The sequence below is a fragment of the Streptomyces sp. NPDC090798 genome (assembly GCF_044768965.1).
Classification (GTDB): Bacteria; Actinomycetota; Actinomycetes; order Streptomycetales; family Streptomycetaceae; genus Streptomyces.
Genome location: NZ_JBIVXA010000006.1, coordinates 141,862 through 155,350 on the forward strand (window position 1 = coordinate 141,862; position 13,489 = coordinate 155,350).

At 70.1% G+C, this 13,489-nt stretch carries 13 protein-coding genes and 1 pseudogene; 4 read left to right on the forward strand and 10 right to left on the reverse strand.

Going from position 1 to position 13,489, the window contains the following annotated elements; all coding sequences use genetic code 11:
• Positions 1 to 148 precede the first annotated feature (148 nt).
• The 5 genes from ACIQTP_RS15325 to ACIQTP_RS15345 all read right to left on the reverse strand — a co-directional run bounded on the left by ACIQTP_RS15325 (position 149) and on the right by ACIQTP_RS15345 (position 5,959).
• Positions 149 to 841 carry a DUF402 domain-containing protein gene (locus ACIQTP_RS15325; protein WP_179436447.1) on the reverse strand — a complete coding sequence of 231 codons (693 nt, stop codon included), beginning with the start codon at positions 839 to 841 and terminating at the stop codon, positions 149 to 151.
• A gap of 126 nt (positions 842 to 967) precedes the next feature.
• On the reverse strand, positions 968 to 2,368 hold the full coding sequence (locus ACIQTP_RS15330; protein ID WP_403400046.1) for a class II fumarate hydratase: 1,401 nt from the start codon (positions 2,366 to 2,368) through the stop codon (positions 968 to 970).
• An 80-nt stretch (positions 2,369 to 2,448) separates the two neighbouring features.
• The gene (locus ACIQTP_RS15335; protein WP_403400048.1) at positions 2,449 to 3,300 is read right to left on the reverse strand and encodes a DUF2690 domain-containing protein; all 852 of its coding nucleotides are present in this window, start codon (positions 3,298 to 3,300) and stop codon (positions 2,449 to 2,451) included.
• A gap of 313 nt (positions 3,301 to 3,613) precedes the next feature.
• Positions 3,614 to 4,111 carry an SH3 domain-containing protein gene (locus ACIQTP_RS15340; RefSeq protein ID WP_403400051.1) on the reverse strand — a complete coding sequence of 166 codons (498 nt, stop codon included), beginning with the start codon at positions 4,109 to 4,111 and terminating at the stop codon, positions 3,614 to 3,616.
• Between the two features lie 177 nt (positions 4,112 to 4,288).
• Positions 4,289 to 5,959: a fumarate hydratase gene (locus ACIQTP_RS15345; protein ID WP_403400054.1), complete on the reverse strand. Its 1,671-nt coding sequence runs from the start codon at positions 5,957 to 5,959 to the stop codon at positions 4,289 to 4,291.
• 177 nt (positions 5,960 to 6,136) lie between these two features.
• On the opposite strand from ACIQTP_RS15345, the gene ACIQTP_RS15350 reads away from it, so the two are divergent.
• Positions 6,137 to 6,829 carry a DUF1707 domain-containing protein gene (locus ACIQTP_RS15350; RefSeq protein ID WP_403400056.1) on the forward strand — a complete coding sequence of 231 codons (693 nt, stop codon included), beginning with the start codon at positions 6,137 to 6,139 and terminating at the stop codon, positions 6,827 to 6,829.
• Between the two features lie 200 nt (positions 6,830 to 7,029).
• Positions 7,030 to 7,401 carry a WhiB family transcriptional regulator gene (locus tag ACIQTP_RS15355; protein ID WP_079065015.1) on the forward strand — a complete coding sequence of 124 codons (372 nt, stop codon included), beginning with the start codon at positions 7,030 to 7,032 and terminating at the stop codon, positions 7,399 to 7,401.
• A gap of 180 nt (positions 7,402 to 7,581) precedes the next feature.
• Here ACIQTP_RS15355 and glpX read toward each other — a convergent pair whose 3' ends face one another.
• Positions 7,582 to 8,613 (reverse strand): class II fructose-bisphosphatase, encoded by a 1,032-nt coding sequence (gene glpX, locus ACIQTP_RS15360; protein WP_402035337.1) that lies wholly within the window; start codon positions 8,611 to 8,613, stop codon positions 7,582 to 7,584.
• A 125-nt stretch (positions 8,614 to 8,738) separates the two neighbouring features.
• On the opposite strand from glpX, the gene ACIQTP_RS15365 reads away from it, so the two are divergent.
• Positions 8,739 to 9,257 carry a DUF4245 domain-containing protein gene (locus ACIQTP_RS15365; RefSeq protein WP_403400058.1) on the forward strand — a complete coding sequence of 173 codons (519 nt, stop codon included), beginning with the start codon at positions 8,739 to 8,741 and terminating at the stop codon, positions 9,255 to 9,257.
• 143 nt (positions 9,258 to 9,400) lie between these two features.
• Here ACIQTP_RS15365 and ACIQTP_RS15370 read toward each other — a convergent pair whose 3' ends face one another.
• The 4 genes and pseudogenes from ACIQTP_RS15370 to ACIQTP_RS15385 form a co-directional block, all read right to left on the reverse strand.
• Complete coding sequence (locus tag ACIQTP_RS15370; protein WP_403400061.1) at positions 9,401 to 9,991, reverse strand: malonic semialdehyde reductase; 591 nt, start codon at positions 9,989 to 9,991, stop codon at positions 9,401 to 9,403.
• A 298-nt stretch (positions 9,992 to 10,289) separates the two neighbouring features.
• Positions 10,290 to 10,547 (reverse strand): exodeoxyribonuclease VII small subunit, encoded by a 258-nt coding sequence (locus tag ACIQTP_RS15375; protein WP_403400063.1) that lies wholly within the window; start codon positions 10,545 to 10,547, stop codon positions 10,290 to 10,292.
• 9 nt (positions 10,548 to 10,556) lie between these two features.
• Positions 10,557 to 11,765, reverse strand: a complete 1,209-nt coding sequence (gene xseA, locus ACIQTP_RS15380) for an exodeoxyribonuclease VII large subunit (protein WP_403400065.1) — start codon at positions 11,763 to 11,765, stop codon at positions 10,557 to 10,559.
• Positions 11,766 to 11,943: 178 nt separating this feature from the next.
• A pseudogene (locus tag ACIQTP_RS15385) lies at positions 11,944 to 12,261 on the reverse strand (amino acid permease); the annotation flags it as partial.
• Between the two features lie 175 nt (positions 12,262 to 12,436).
• Here ACIQTP_RS15385 and ACIQTP_RS15390 point away from each other — a divergent pair.
• Complete coding sequence (locus tag ACIQTP_RS15390) at positions 12,437 to 13,462, forward strand: 4-hydroxy-3-methylbut-2-enyl diphosphate reductase (RefSeq protein ID WP_403400066.1); 1,026 nt, start codon at positions 12,437 to 12,439, stop codon at positions 13,460 to 13,462.
• Positions 13,463 to 13,489: the final 27 nt, after the last annotated feature.

Sequence of the window (13,489 nt, forward strand, 5' to 3'; positions counted from 1 at the left end):
GTACCGCCGTGGCCCTCGTACCCCTCGCTCACGTCCTGCCGCCCCTCGGTGACGTATGGTCAAGCCCAGCGCATGCTGCGGGAGTTGCTGCTGTGCGCCCTTGCGGAGGACGATCCTACGGTTGTACCACGGGGGCGCATCAAGGGTCTCATGAGGACACGTGCGCGGGCGTACGGTCCCAGTCATCCGGCAGGGAAGGAACCGGCCAGGCGGGATCCGGGCGCCAGTGCTGCCAGCCGTCCGAGAACGGCGCGCCCCAGGCACGGATCACCTCCACCGCGCAGTGCCCTGCCTCTCTTACCTGTGCGGCCAGTTGAGTATCCATCAATCCGGCCCGTTGCGCCTGTGCGAACTCGTCTTCGTCGAGCCAGTGCCAACTGCGGTCCGGGTGCACGGAGATGTCCAGGAAGTGATCCTCGGAGTCGACCCCGCCCTCCCAACGGGCGAGCGGCGCCTCCAGGTTCACGTACCAGTTCTTGAACCGCCAGCCCGGTTCCCAGAACAGCCACACCGACCAGGGCTCGCCGGGCCGCGCGAGCTTCAGCACTCCGTTGCCGAACCAGCGGCCCCGCTGCACCGTTCGTGCCTTGGTGTAGCGGGACTCCAGCGGTTCTCCGTGCACCGGTGTACCGTCGGCGAGCACGGGCTTCACACACTCCGTGCCGGGCGCCATCCACACCGCGAGCAGTTCCTCGTCGTCCCGTACGACGGTCACGGGGCGGCAGATGTGGAAGTGCTCACCGGCGTTCTCCCGGTACCGCCACAGAATGTGACTCCCGGGGGCCCAGTACACCGTCGACCCGCCCGCCGCCACTCGCCTCACCGCTCCACCCTCTGCCATGACCAGATATTAGGTGCCACAGGCATACGACGCTGCGGTGCGCGTCACGGTTCGCGCCATGGAGCGAATGACGTAACGGAGGCGTCATCCAATGGCCTCCAAGGTCATCCGGGGGGTGAACGCCGTTTACGGATGCGTCATCCTCAGGACATCCAGCGCCTCGTCCAGCTGCTCCAGGGTGAGGTCACCGCGCTCCACGTAGCCGGATTCCAGGACGACCTCGCGGATCGTCCTGCGTTCCGCCAGTGCCTTCTTGGCCACCTTGGCGGCCTCCTCGTAGCCGATGTACTTGTTGAGCGGTGTCACGACCGACGGCGAGGACTCGGCGTACTCGCGGGCCCGTTCACGGTGGGCGACGATCCCGTCGACCGTGCGGTCGGCGAGCAGGCGCGAGACGTGGGTGAGGAGCCGGATCGACTCCAGGACGTTCTTCGCGATGACCGGAAGCATGACGTTCAGCTCGAAGTTGCCGGCCGCCCCGGCGACGGCGACCGTCGCGTCGTTGCCCATCACCTGGGCCGCGACCATCAGCACCGCCTCGGGAATGACCGGATTCACCTTGCCGGGCATGATCGAGGAGCCGGGCTGGAGGTCGGGCAGGCTGATCTCGGCCAGCCCGGTGCGCGGACCGGACGCCATCCATCGCAGATCGTTGGCGATCTTCGTCAGTCCGACCGCGATGGTCCGCAGCTGCCCGCTCGTCTCGACGATCCCGTCCCGCGCGCCCTGCGCCTCGAAGTGGTCACGGGCCTCGGTGAGCGGCAGCCCGGTGGCCCGCGCCACCTCCGCGATGACGGCCGCGGAGAACCCGGGCGGCGTGTTGATCCCGGTGCCCACGGCGGTCCCGCCCAGCGGCAGTTCGGCGAGCCGGGGCAGCGAGGCCCGGAGGCGCTCGACGCCGTACCGCACCTGCGCCGCGTACCCCCCGAACTCCTGCCCGAGTGTCACCGGCGTGGCGTCCATGAGATGCGTACGCCCCGACTTCACGACGTCCGCGAACTCCTCGGCCTTCCGCTCCAGGGCGGCCGCCAGGTGCTCCAGGGCCGGAACGAGATCCCGGGTGACGGCGGCGGTGGCCGCGATGTGGATCGAGGACGGGAACACGTCGTTCGACGACTGCGAGGCGTTCACGTGGTCATTGGGGTGTACGTCCCTGCCGAGCCGCTCGGTCGCGAGCGTGGCGATGACCTCGTTGGTGTTCATGTTGGAGGACGTTCCGGAACCCGTCTGGAAGACGTCCACCGGGAAGTGCGCGTCCCAGCGCCCCTCGGCGACCTCGCCCGCCGCCTCCTGGATGGCCTCGGCCACGTCCTTGTCGACCACCCCCAGCTTCGCGTTGACCTTGGCGGCCGCGCCCTTGACCCGCGCCAGCGCCTCGATGTGCGCGCGCTCCAGGCGCTGACCCGAGATGGGGAAGTTCTCCACGGCCCGCTGGGTCTGGGCACGCCACTTCGCGTCCGCGGGCACCCTGACCTCACCCATGGAGTCGTGCTCGATCCGGTACGGGGCTGCCTGTTCGTCGGCCATCGACGATCACCTCCAGTGGGGACAGCATCGCGGACGTGCCCCGTGTTCCCGGCAAGGCGGCCCCCGTTTCTCCCGGGGAGTCAGCTCCGTGAGCCGCCGAGCGGGCCGGTGCACGCCGACGTCCCGCCGACCGTGGCGCAGGCCTCCGCCCCGCGCGGGCTCGACGCGGCCAGCATCGGGCTGCTGTAGCCGTCCGAGGGGTCGCCCCGGTAGGCGGCGGACAGCTCGTCATGGTCCGATCTGATCGAGATCTCCCGCGCCCCGCCGGTCCTGGTGCGGACCTCCGACCAGACCGTCGCGCACGAGGGCGAGAAACGCAGCAGCACGACCTGCCCGGCGCGCGTGACGGTGCTCTCCGTGCGCGCGTCACGGCCGCAGGCCTCGGAGGTCGGGAACTGCCCCTGGCAGTCGCGGCCCCGGCAGGAGGCGCTCGCGGGCGCCGCGGGCTGGTCGGGGTCGAGGACGTCGGCGGCGCCCGCGGTGACCACCACCGTGGCCGCCATCGCCGCGAGGGCGATGACGGCCCGGTTGGACCCCCGGACGCGCCGGCCCCGAACCGGCGCGTCCGGAACCGCGGCCTGTGGGACCGGGCCCCCCGGGGGCGGGGTCGCCGCCCTGGACTGGGCCCGGGACGCGGCGTCCCACAGGGAGAGAAGAGGACCCGGGTCGGTGTCCGCCAGACGGCCGAGCGACTCGACCGCCGAGCGCGGCGGAAACTGATCGCCGCTCAGATAGCGGTGCCAGGTCGACTTGCTGAACGGGGTGACGGAGGCCAGCGCGGCCAGACTCAGCCCCGTCCGCTGCTTGAGGCACCGGAGCCGCTCCATCAGCAGCTGCTCCTCGTCGATGTCCTCCGTGCCGACGCGGGCCGCATCGATGCGGTCCGTACCGATGTGCCCCGTGTCGATATGTGATGTTCTCAGGCGTTCCATGTTTTTCGGATGTTCTGCGTTGCTGTGCTCTGTCTCGTCCAACGAGTCGGGCAGCGGCTGTCTCTTGACCCTCACGTGGCTCTTCCTCTCGCTCCCTCGCCCTGCCGGGGTGACCGCCCTGATGTGTTCCCTCGCACGGCGCCCGGGCACACCCCGATCGCCCGAATGCGAACCGAATATGAAGGGGAGTTGACCTGCTGTTTCGTCAGGGGAGTGGGGTCGTCGGCTGATCGACTTGTCCTACCGGCCGGCGGGGCGGACCTCGCCCCGCCGGCCGGCGCCGGACCTCAGGGGGCGAGCGGCGAGGCGGTCGTCAGCACCAGCGGACGGCGCTGCTGTTGCGGACGTAGTGGGCGGAGACGTAGCCCCGGCCGTGGGCGAGCTTGTACCAGCGCGAGTTGCCCATGACGGAGGAACCGTTCTTCTTGCAGACGAGAGTCACCACGCGGCCGGCCGACCGCGAGCCGACGACCCGGTAGCCGGTACCCGGACCGGACCGGACGTGCAGACGCGCGTGGTGGGTCGTCACCCGGCCCAGGACGTGCCGGGTGTGGCGCGCGTGGGTGATCACGTAGTGCTTGCGGTGGTGCCTCGGGGCCAGTGGCAGGGTGTGCGGGGCGCGCTGGAGGCCGAGGATCGAGGACTGCGGGGACACCGGGTACCAGCTCGACGACGCGACCGGCGAGGACGCGGCGCCCCGGCCGGGAACGTGCGGGGCGGCCGGGGCGGCGGAGGCGACGGCTGTCACCGGGAAGACGGCGACAGCCGCGATCGCGGCCACCAGGCCGTTGCGCAAAGTGCGACCAATCATGGGATTTCCCTCCGAGATGACCTGCGGACCACAGGCTGTGGTCCGGTCATCACGGAGGGTTTCCGGCAAAGCTCACAAAAATGCTGTCCCACTCGTTCCTGGGACGAAGTGGGACAGCAGCGGGGCGTGGCGGGACGCGTCCATGCAGCGAACAGCTGCCTCTGGCGTCCCGGGACGCTACGCCAGCCCAGGTCCCCGTACCGGGATCGACGTGAACGTCGGGGCCGGGGCCGGGTCCTTGAAGAAGTCGTTGCCCTTGTCGTCGACGACGATGAAGGCCGGGAAGTCCTCGACCTCGATCTTCCAGACGGCCTCCATGCCGAGCTCCTCGTACTCGACGACCTCGACCTTCTTGATGCAGTCCTGGGCGAGCCGCGCTGCGGGGCCGCCGATGGAGCCGAGGTAGAAGCCGCCGTGCGCGTCACAGGCGCCTGTGACCTGCGCGGAACGGTTGCCCTTCGCGAGCATCACCTTGGAGCCGCCCGCGGCCTGGAACTGCTCCACATAGGAGTCCATGCGGCCCGCGGTGGTGGGGCCGAACGAACCCGACGCGTAACCCTCGGGGGTCTTGGCCGGACCGGCGTAGTACACCGGGTGGTCCTTCAGGTACTGCGGCATCTCCTCGCCCGCGTCCAGCCGCTCCTTGATCTTGGCGTGCGCGATGTCGCGCGCCACGACGAGCGGGCCGGAGAGCGAGAGCCGGGTCTTGACCGGGTACTTCGTCAGCTCGGCGAGGATGTCGTCCATCGGCTGGTTCAGGTCGATCCGCACGACGTCGTCCCCGGCGGAGTCCAGGTGCTCGTCCGTGGTCTCCGGCAGGAAGCGCGCGGGGTCGGTCTCCAGCTGCTCCAGGAACACGCCCTCGGCGGTGATCTTCGCGACGGCCTGCCGGTCGGCGGAGCAGGACACCGCGATCGCGACGGGGCAGGACGCGCCGTGCCGCGGCAGACGCACCACGCGCACGTCGTGACAGAAGTACTTGCCGCCGAACTGCGCGCCGATGCCGATCTTCTGGGTCAGCTCGAAGACCTTCTGCTCCAGGTCCTTGTCCCGGAAGCCGTGACCGAGCTCCGAGCCCTCGGCCGGGATCTCGTCCAGATAGTGCGCGGAAGCGTACTTCGCGGTCTTCAGGGCGTACTCGGCGCTCGTGCCGCCGACCACGATCGCCAGGTGGTACGGCGGGCAGGCGGCCGTGCCCAGCGAACGGATCTTCTCCTCCAGGAACTTCATCATGGAGGCCTCGTTCAGAACGGCCTTCGTCTCCTGGTACAGGAAGCTCTTGTTCGCCGAACCGCCGCCCTTGGCCATGAACAGGAACTTGTAGGCGCCGCCGTCGGTCGCGTACAGCTCGATCTGCGCCGGAAGGTTGGACCCGGTGTTCTTCTCCTCCCACATGGTGAGCGGAGCCATCTGCGAGTAGCGCAGGTTCAGCTTGGTGTAAGCGTCGTAGATGCCGCGCGAGAGGGCCTCCTCGTCGCCGCCCTCGGTGAGCACGTTCTGCCCGCGCTTGCCCATGACGATCGCGGTGCCGGTGTCCTGGCACATCGGCAGCACGCCGGCGGCCGCGATGTTCGCGTTCTTCAGCAGGTCCAAAGCGACGAACTTGTCGTTGCCCGACGCCTCGGGGTCGTCGATGATGCGCCGCAACTGCGCCAGGTGCGCGGGCCGCAGATAGTGCTGGATGTCGTGGATGGCCTCCGCGGCGAGCTTGCGCAGCGCCTCCGGCTCGACCTTGAGGAACGTGCGCCCGTCGGCCTTGAAGGTGGAGACACCCTCGGAGGTCACCAGCCGGTACGGGGTGGTGTCCTCTCCCTGGGGGAGCAGATCGGTGTACGCGAACTCAGGCACTAGCCCATTCCTCACTCGACAGACAGCGGCATGCCTCCATTGGCAGCGTCCACCAGCGTAGAACCTGGCGCGGACGGTGCGTCTGTGAGGTAAGGCTCAGTTGGCGCGAAGGGGCGGTTTTCCACAGGTCGCGAGAAGGGGTAGTCGCGATCTATCGCGTTTGGGTACGCTGCTGTCGTGGACCTTCAGAAGCGCACCGAAACCCGGGCCTCCGACGCCGAACTCCGGGCCTCCGACGCCGACCGTGACCGGATCGCCGACATTCTGCGCGATGCCCTCGCCGAGGGGCGCCTCACCGCCGACGAGCACGCCGAGCGGATCGAGGGGGTGCTGGCCACGAAGACGGTGGGAGAGCTCGACCGGTTCGTCCAGGACCTGCCCACCGCGCGCGCGGGCCGCGCGGCCCCCGCGTACACGTCCGTGCCCAACCGCCCCCAGCCGGGCGGCATCCCGGCCGAGGCCGACGAGAACGTGGTGGCGGTGTTCAGCGCCGCCGTGCGCAAGGGCCGCTGGCGCGCCGGGCGCCGCATCCACGCGTACGCCGTCTTCGGCTCCGTCGACATCGACCTCAGCGAGGCGATCTTCGAGTACCAACAGGTCGTGATCAAGGCGATCTCGGTCTTCGGCAACGTCGAGATCAAGGTCCCGGAGAACGTCTCGCTGCGTGGCAGCGGCGGCGGAGTCCTCGGCAACTTCGAGACGCACACCACGGACGGGGGCGACCCCGACGCCCCCGTGGTCTACGTCGAAGGCTTGGCGGTGCTGGGGAACATCGAGGCGCGGCCCAAGCGCGGCAAGCTCGTCGCCGACATCCTCGACCGCACGATGGACCGGGTGGACAGGACTTTGCGCAAACACCTCGACCGTTGACGCCTGTGAACGCGACGGCGCGCGGGGCGCATTGGTCCACTCACCCGCGCCCCGTTTTGAACGACCGGCTCCGCTCTTGGGAACTCAGTGCATAGGCGCGCGCACAGCGGGTAGGGCTTGCTGCATCGCCCCTTGGAGGGCGCTGTGGGGACTTCCCCCGGTGCCCGGCACGCCCGCGAAGCCGTCGTCAGGAGTAGACCGTGCTGCAACCGCCGCATCAGTCCCTGCAGGTAGCTGCCGTTCCGGCCCAGCGGGCGCCAGTGCAGGACAGGGATCAGGAAGCCCCATGGCACACGGAGGCGGTGTGCCGCAGGGACGAGGCCGGTCTGTTCTTCGCGCCCTCGAAGGAGCCCACGGCCGCCCGGCTGTCCCGCGAGGAGGCGGCGAAGCGCGTCTGCGCCCGCTGTCCCGTGATGGTCGAATGCCGCGAACACGCGCTGCTGCAACCCGAGCCGTACGGGGTCTGGGGCGGTCTCACCGCCGCCGAGCGCCGCGTGGTGCTCGCCCGGCGCCGTCGCCGCGACCTGGAACTCAAGAAGGCCGCCCGCGGCACGATAGCCGCGGCCGGCTGACCGCACGCACGCCAAAGGGGCCGCCCTCCGCACAGGGCAGGCCCCTTTGCACGTGCCCCGTTTGGGGCGCGAGGCTGTGACATCTGCGGCTCCGCCGCGTGGGCGCGACCGGCCACGACGCACCCGCGGTGACCCACAACCCGCGGTTCTCGGCACTCCCGGCGGAGCGCCCCCGTGGAGCTACTTCGCCCGGTCGAAGTCGATCGCGCTGTACGCCCGCAACTTGCTCAGCCGATGCTCCGACCGAATCTGGCGCACCGTACCCGACTTGGACCGCATCACGATCGACTCGGTCGTCGCGGTCTCCGCCCGGTACCGCACTCCACGCAACAGCTCGCCGTCGGTGATCCCGGTGGCGACGAAGAACACGTTCTCGCCGGAGACCAGGTCGTCGGTGAGCAGTACACGGTCGAGGTCGTGCCCGGCGTCCACCGCGCGCTGCCGCTCCTCGTCGTCCTTGGGCCACAGCTTGCCCTGGATGGTGCCGCCCAGGCACTTCACGGCGCAGGCGGAGATGATGCCCTCGGGCGTACCGCCGATGCCGAGGAGCAGGTCGATGCCGGTGCCCTCGCGCAGCGCGAGGATCGATCCCGCGACGTCGCCGTCGGAAATCAGCTTGATCCGGGCACCGGTCTCGCGGATCTCCTTGATGATCCCCTCGTGGCGCGGCCGGTCGAGGATCACGACGGTGACGTCCTCGGGCGAGGACTTCTTGGCCTTGGCGACCCGGCGGATGTTCACCGAGACGGGCGCGTTGATGTCGACGAAGTCGGCGGCCTCCGGCCCGGTGACCAGCTTGTCCATGTAGAAGACCGCGGACGGGTCGAACATGGTGCCGCGGTCGGCGGCGGCCAGCACCGCGATCGCGTTCTCCATGCCCTTGGCGGTGAGCGTGGTCCCGTCGATCGGGTCGACGGCGATGTCGCACTCGGGACCGGTCCCGTCGCCGACGCGCTCCCCGTTGAAGAGCATCGGGGCCTCGTCCTTCTCGCCTTCACCGATGACGACGACGCCGTTCATCGAGACGGTGGAGACGAGGGTCCGCATGGCCCGGACGGCGGCGCCGTCGGCGCCGATCTTGTCGCCGCGGCCTACCCAGCGGCCCGCGGCCATCGCGGCGGCCTCGGTGACCCGGACGAGTTCCAGGGCGAGATTTCGGTCGGGGGCCTCGGAAGGGACCTCGAGTTCGGACGGCAGATGATGCTCGGTCATCGGAGCGCACCTTTCTGATACGACGACGGCCGGATGAGGGTGTGCCCCGACTCTATCGTCAGGCTGACAAAATGAGCAGGGGGCCCCACGGATGAGCAGGCCAGGGTACCTGCGACGATAGGGGCGTGGCAGGTACGAAAGGCAAGCAGAGCGTCCGGGACATGCTCCTCTCCCTGGGTCTGATCGGACTCATGGCGGGCGTGATCTACATCTTCATCCCGCACGACGACTCCGCGCCTCCTCTCAAGCGCGTCGACTACCGCGTCGAGCTGCTCACGGCGCGCCGCGCGGCGTCGTATCCCGTGGCGGCACCCGTGGGTCTGCCGACGGCGTGGAAGGCGACCTCGGTGCGGTACGACGGCACCGAGTTCGATGCCTGGCACCTGGGCTTCCACGACCCCGAAGGTCAGTACGTGGCGATCGAGCAGTCCACTCAGCGTCCGGCCGCCTTCATCGACTCGGCCAGCCAGGGCGCCAAGGAGACGAAGGCCACCCAGCGGATCGGTGACGCGACGTGGCAGCGGTACGAGGGCGACAAGTACGACGCCCTCGTGCTCAAGGGCAAGGGCGCGACCACCGTGGTGACCGGGACGGCGTCGTTCGGGCAGCTGACGAAGATGGCGGAGGCGCTGAAGACGTCGTGACCGCGTGACGTCGTGAGGTGGTGACGGCGTGACGGCGTAGCACGTCTGCGCGATACGTCCGCGTACGCGCATGACAAGGGCCCCCGGCGCCATTGCCGGGGGCCCTTCTCATGCGCGTACGCGCCGGGGCGTACGCGGGGGGCTCAGACGGTCGTGATGACCTGGTCGAACTCCAGGCGCGGGGAGCGCGGGAACCAGGCGTCCTCGGCCGGCTTGCCGATGTTGACGACCATCAGCGGGGTGTGGTCGTCGTCCAGGAACTCCTTCTGGACACCCGCGAAGTCGAGACCGGTCATCGGGCCGGCGGCGAGGCCGGCGGCGCGGACGCCGATGATGAAGTACGCGGCCTGCAGGGCGGCGTTCAGCGCGGCGGCACCCTCACGGGCGGGGCGCTCGGCGAAGAAGAGGTCCTTGGCCTGCGGGAAGTGCGGGAACAGGGCGGGGAGCTCCTCGTGGAACTCGTTGTCCGCGGAGAGGATCGCGACCAGCGGGGCGGTGGCGGTCTTGGGCTGGTTGCCCTCGGCCATGTGCTGCACCAGGCGCTCGCGGGCCTCGGCGGAGCGGACCAGGGTGATGCGCAGCGGCGACTGGTTGAAGGCGGTCGGGCCGTACTTGACCAGGTCGTAGATCGCCTGCACCTGCTCGTCGGTCACCGACTCGTCGGTGAACGTGTTGGCGGTACGGGCCTCGCGGAACAGCAGGTCCTGGGCGGCGGGGTCAAGAACGAGAGACATCGGAAACCTTCTCGGTATGTGCGGTGGATCCGGGGGGATCGGTTGGCGATGTCGACAGTACGCGGAGGAGGTTTAAGGTTCAACCAAAACCGGGGTGAGGTGATCCGCTTCACAGGGAGTGAGGGGGGCGAGGTCGCTTCCGGGCGCCGGGCGCCAGGGTTCCGAGGGAACGGCAAGGCCGCCGTCCCCGAGCGGGACGGCGGCCGAGTGCCATGGGGGCTCGCAGGGTGCCAGGTGTCACAGGCTGTCGCAGGGTGCAGGGTGTGACCGGCTACGGAAGGGGGCGGACGTCATGACGTCACTCGGAGCCGCGGCCTTCGTCTCCGCGCCCGTCCCCGTCCCCGCTCTCCGACTCCTCCTCGGCCAGCGCCGCGTCCAGCCGGGCCCGCGCGCCCTCCAGCCAGCGGCGGCAGACCTTCGCCAGCTCCTCGCCCCGCTCCCAGAGCGCCAGGGACTCCTCGAGCGTCGTGCCGCCCGCCTCCAGTCGGCGTACGACCTCGATCAGCTCGTCCCGCGCCTGCTCGTACCCGAGCGCCTCGTCCACCTTGCTGGTCATGCGCCCACCCTATGCATCGACTCGTACCGTGAATTCACCCTCGGCGACCCGCGCCCGCAGCGCCTCGCCCTCCGCCACCTCGTCCGGATCCCGGACCACGTGACCGTCGGCCTTCTGGAGCACCGCGTACCCCCGTTGGAGGGTCGCGGCGGGGGAGAGGGCCACCACCCGCGCGTGGGTGTGCGACAGCTCCGAGTCGGCGCGGTCGAGCAGATGCCCGAGCGTGCGCCGCCCGCGGTCAAGGAGCGCGGCGACCTGGTCGGCGCGCTCGTCGACCATCCGGTGCGGATCCTCTATCGAGGGCCGGGCCAGCGCGTGCGCGAGCCCGCGCTCCTCCCGGTCGATGAAGGACTGGACGCTCCGCCGCGCCCGGTCCCGCAGGAACCGCACCCGCTCGTACTCCTCCCCGACGTCCGGTACGACCTTCTTGGCCGCGTCCGTCGGCGTGGAGGCGCGCAGGTCGGCCACGAAGTCCAGCAACGGGTTGTCGGGCTCGTGCCCGATGGCCGACACGACCGGCGTACGACAGGCCGCGACCGCCCGTACGAGCTGCTCGTCCGAGAACGGCAGCAGGTCCTCCACGCTGCCGCCGCCGCGCGCCACGATGATCACGTCCACGGCGTCGAGCGCGTCCAGCTCCTTCACGGCCTGCACGACCTGTGGCACCGCGTGCACCCCCTGCACGGGGACGTTGCGTACCTCGAAGCGGACGGCCGGCCAGCGGTGCCGCGCGTTCTCCAGCACGTCCCGCTCGGCCGCTGACGCCCGCCCGCACACCAGCCCGATGAGCTGCGGCAGGAACGGCAAAGCCTTCTTGCGATCGGCCGCGAACAGCCCCTCGCCCGCCAGGGACTTCTTCAACTGCTCGAGGCGCGCGAGGAGTTCTCCCACGCCGACCGGCTTGATCTCCGTGGCCCGCAGCGACAGCTGCCCGCGCGGCGCGTACCACTCCGGCTTCGCCAGGACGACGACGCGGGCGCCCTCGCTCACCACGTCCGCCACCGCCTCGAACACCTGCCGGAAGCAGGTGACGCTCACCGAGATGTCGTACGACGGGTCGCGCAGGGTCAGGAAGACGACGCCCGCGCCGGGGCGCCGCGACAACTGGGTGATCTGTCCCTCGACCCACACCGCGCCGAGCCGGTCGATCCACCCTCCGATGAGCCGTGACACCTCACCGACGGGCAGTGGGGCGTCCGCGGACGTGTTGAGAGCCATGCGCCCGAGAGTAACGGCCTCCACTGACAGGGGGTGGCGCACCGGTTTCTTGGCGCGGAGCACCGCGGATTCCTGGCGCGGAGCGCCAGTCAAGGGCGGGCGGGTGGGAGATCGCCGCGGAGCGGCGAGGAAGGGCCCGCGGAGCGGCAAGGCACCCGGCGCGGAGCGCCGAAGCCCCCTACCCGCGAACGCGCCCCCGCTGGGCCGGCAACACCCCCACCCCCAAGGCCAACCACACCGCACCGACCACCTGAGCGGCCCCGGACGCCGCCACGATCACGGCAACAGTGACCGCGGCCCCGACCACGGGGACCAGGACGTGCCGCCACCACACCAGGGGCCCGCCCCGACGCCGTACCGCGAACCACCCCACCACGCTCGCGTGCAGCAGCGTGAACGCGGTCAGCGCGCCGATGTCGACCACCGACACCAGACGGTCGAGCCCGTCGTCGCGTCGAGCCGCCCACACCGCCGCGACCAGCGTGATGACCGCGGCGGAAGCCGAGACTGCGCCGCAGTCCGTACCCGGCACCGGTCTCGTCGGCCGCTCCGGCGGTGGTCTGCGTGTCGGACATGGTGCCTCCCGAGGGTCGCGTCCCGCCCACCCCGTCCGGCTCCCCCCGCAGTCTCCCCAAGGAGGCGATCTTTGACGCGCCGAGTGCGGCCTTACGATGGGTGCCATGACTGCTTCGCCTGGCCGCCGTGTCCTGCTCGCCGCCCCCCGGGGCTACTGCGCGGGCGTGGACCGCGCCGTGATCGCCGTCGAGAAGGCCCTTGAGCAGTACGGGGCCCCGATCTATGTCCGCCACGAGATCGTCCACAACAAGTACGTCGTGCAGACCCTGGAGAAGAAGGGCGCGATCTTCGTCGAGCAGACGGCCGAGGTCCCCGAGGGGTCCATCGTCATGTTCTCGGCGCACGGCGTCGCCCCGGTCGTCCACGACGAGGCCGCGGCCGGCAGGCTCGCCACCATCGACGCGACCTGCCCGCTGGTCACCAAGGTCCACAAGGAAGCCGTCCGGTTCGCGAACGAGGACTTCGACATCCTGCTGATCGGCCACGAGGGCCACGAGGAGGTCATCGGCACCTCCGGCGAGGCGCCCGACCACATCACCCTCGTGGACGGCCCCGAGGACGTCGCCAAGGTCGAGGTCCGCGACCCGTCCAAGGTCGTCTGGCTCTCCCAGACCACGCTGTCGGTCGACGAGACGATGGAGACGGTCGACGCGCTGAAGGAGAAGTTCCCGCAGCTCATCTCCCCGCCCAGCGACGACATCTGCTACGCCACGCAGAACCGCCAGCTGGCCGTGAAGCGCATGGGTGAGGAAGCGGACCTGGTCATCGTGGTCGGCTCGCGCAACTCCTCCAACTCCGTACGTCTCGTCGAGGTCGCCAAGCTCGCGGGGGCGCGGGCGGCGTACCTCGTGGACTTCGCCGACGAGATCGAGGAGGGCTGGCTGGAGGGTGTGACGACGGTCGGTGTCACCTCGGGCGCCTCCGTCCCGGAGGTCCTGGTCGAGCAGGTCCTGGAGTGGCTCTCCGCCCGTGGCTTCGGGGACGTCGAGATCGTCAAGGCGGCCGAGGAGTCCATCACCTTCTCGCTGCCCAAGGAACTGCGCCGCGATCTGCGCGCGGAGGCGGCGGCGCTGGTGGAGCAGCGCACGGCTGCCGGTGCTTCCGCCCCCTCCGATAAGTAACTGCCAGTCGTACGACGTAGCGTAGGG

What these genes read in the sequence shown, in the direction of transcription:
- ACIQTP_RS15325 (WP_179436447.1), bottom strand. Translation starts at nt 841, where the DNA reads ATGGCAGAGGGTGGAGCGGTGAGGCGAGTGGCGGCGGGCGGGTCGACG.
- ACIQTP_RS15330 (WP_403400046.1), bottom strand. Translation starts at nt 2,368, where the DNA reads ATGGCCGACGAACAGGCAGCCCCGTACCGGATCGAGCACGACTCCATG.
- ACIQTP_RS15335 (WP_403400048.1), bottom strand. Translation starts at nt 3,300, where the DNA reads ATGGAACGCCTGAGAACATCACATATCGACACGGGGCACATCGGTACG.
- ACIQTP_RS15340 (WP_403400051.1), bottom strand. Translation starts at nt 4,111, where the DNA reads ATGATTGGTCGCACTTTGCGCAACGGCCTGGTGGCCGCGATCGCGGCT.
- glpX (WP_402035337.1), bottom strand. Translation starts at nt 8,613, where the DNA reads ATGACCGAGCATCATCTGCCGTCCGAACTCGAGGTCCCTTCCGAGGCC.
- ACIQTP_RS15370 (WP_403400061.1), bottom strand. Translation starts at nt 9,991, where the DNA reads ATGTCTCTCGTTCTTGACCCCGCCGCCCAGGACCTGCTGTTCCGCGAG.
- ACIQTP_RS15375 (WP_403400063.1), bottom strand. Translation starts at nt 10,547, where the DNA reads ATGACCAGCAAGGTGGACGAGGCGCTCGGGTACGAGCAGGCGCGGGAC.
- xseA (WP_403400065.1), bottom strand. Translation starts at nt 11,765, where the DNA reads ATGGCTCTCAACACGTCCGCGGACGCCCCACTGCCCGTCGGTGAGGTG.
- ACIQTP_RS15390 (WP_403400066.1), top strand. Translation starts at nt 12,437, where the DNA reads ATGGGTGCCATGACTGCTTCGCCTGGCCGCCGTGTCCTGCTCGCCGCC.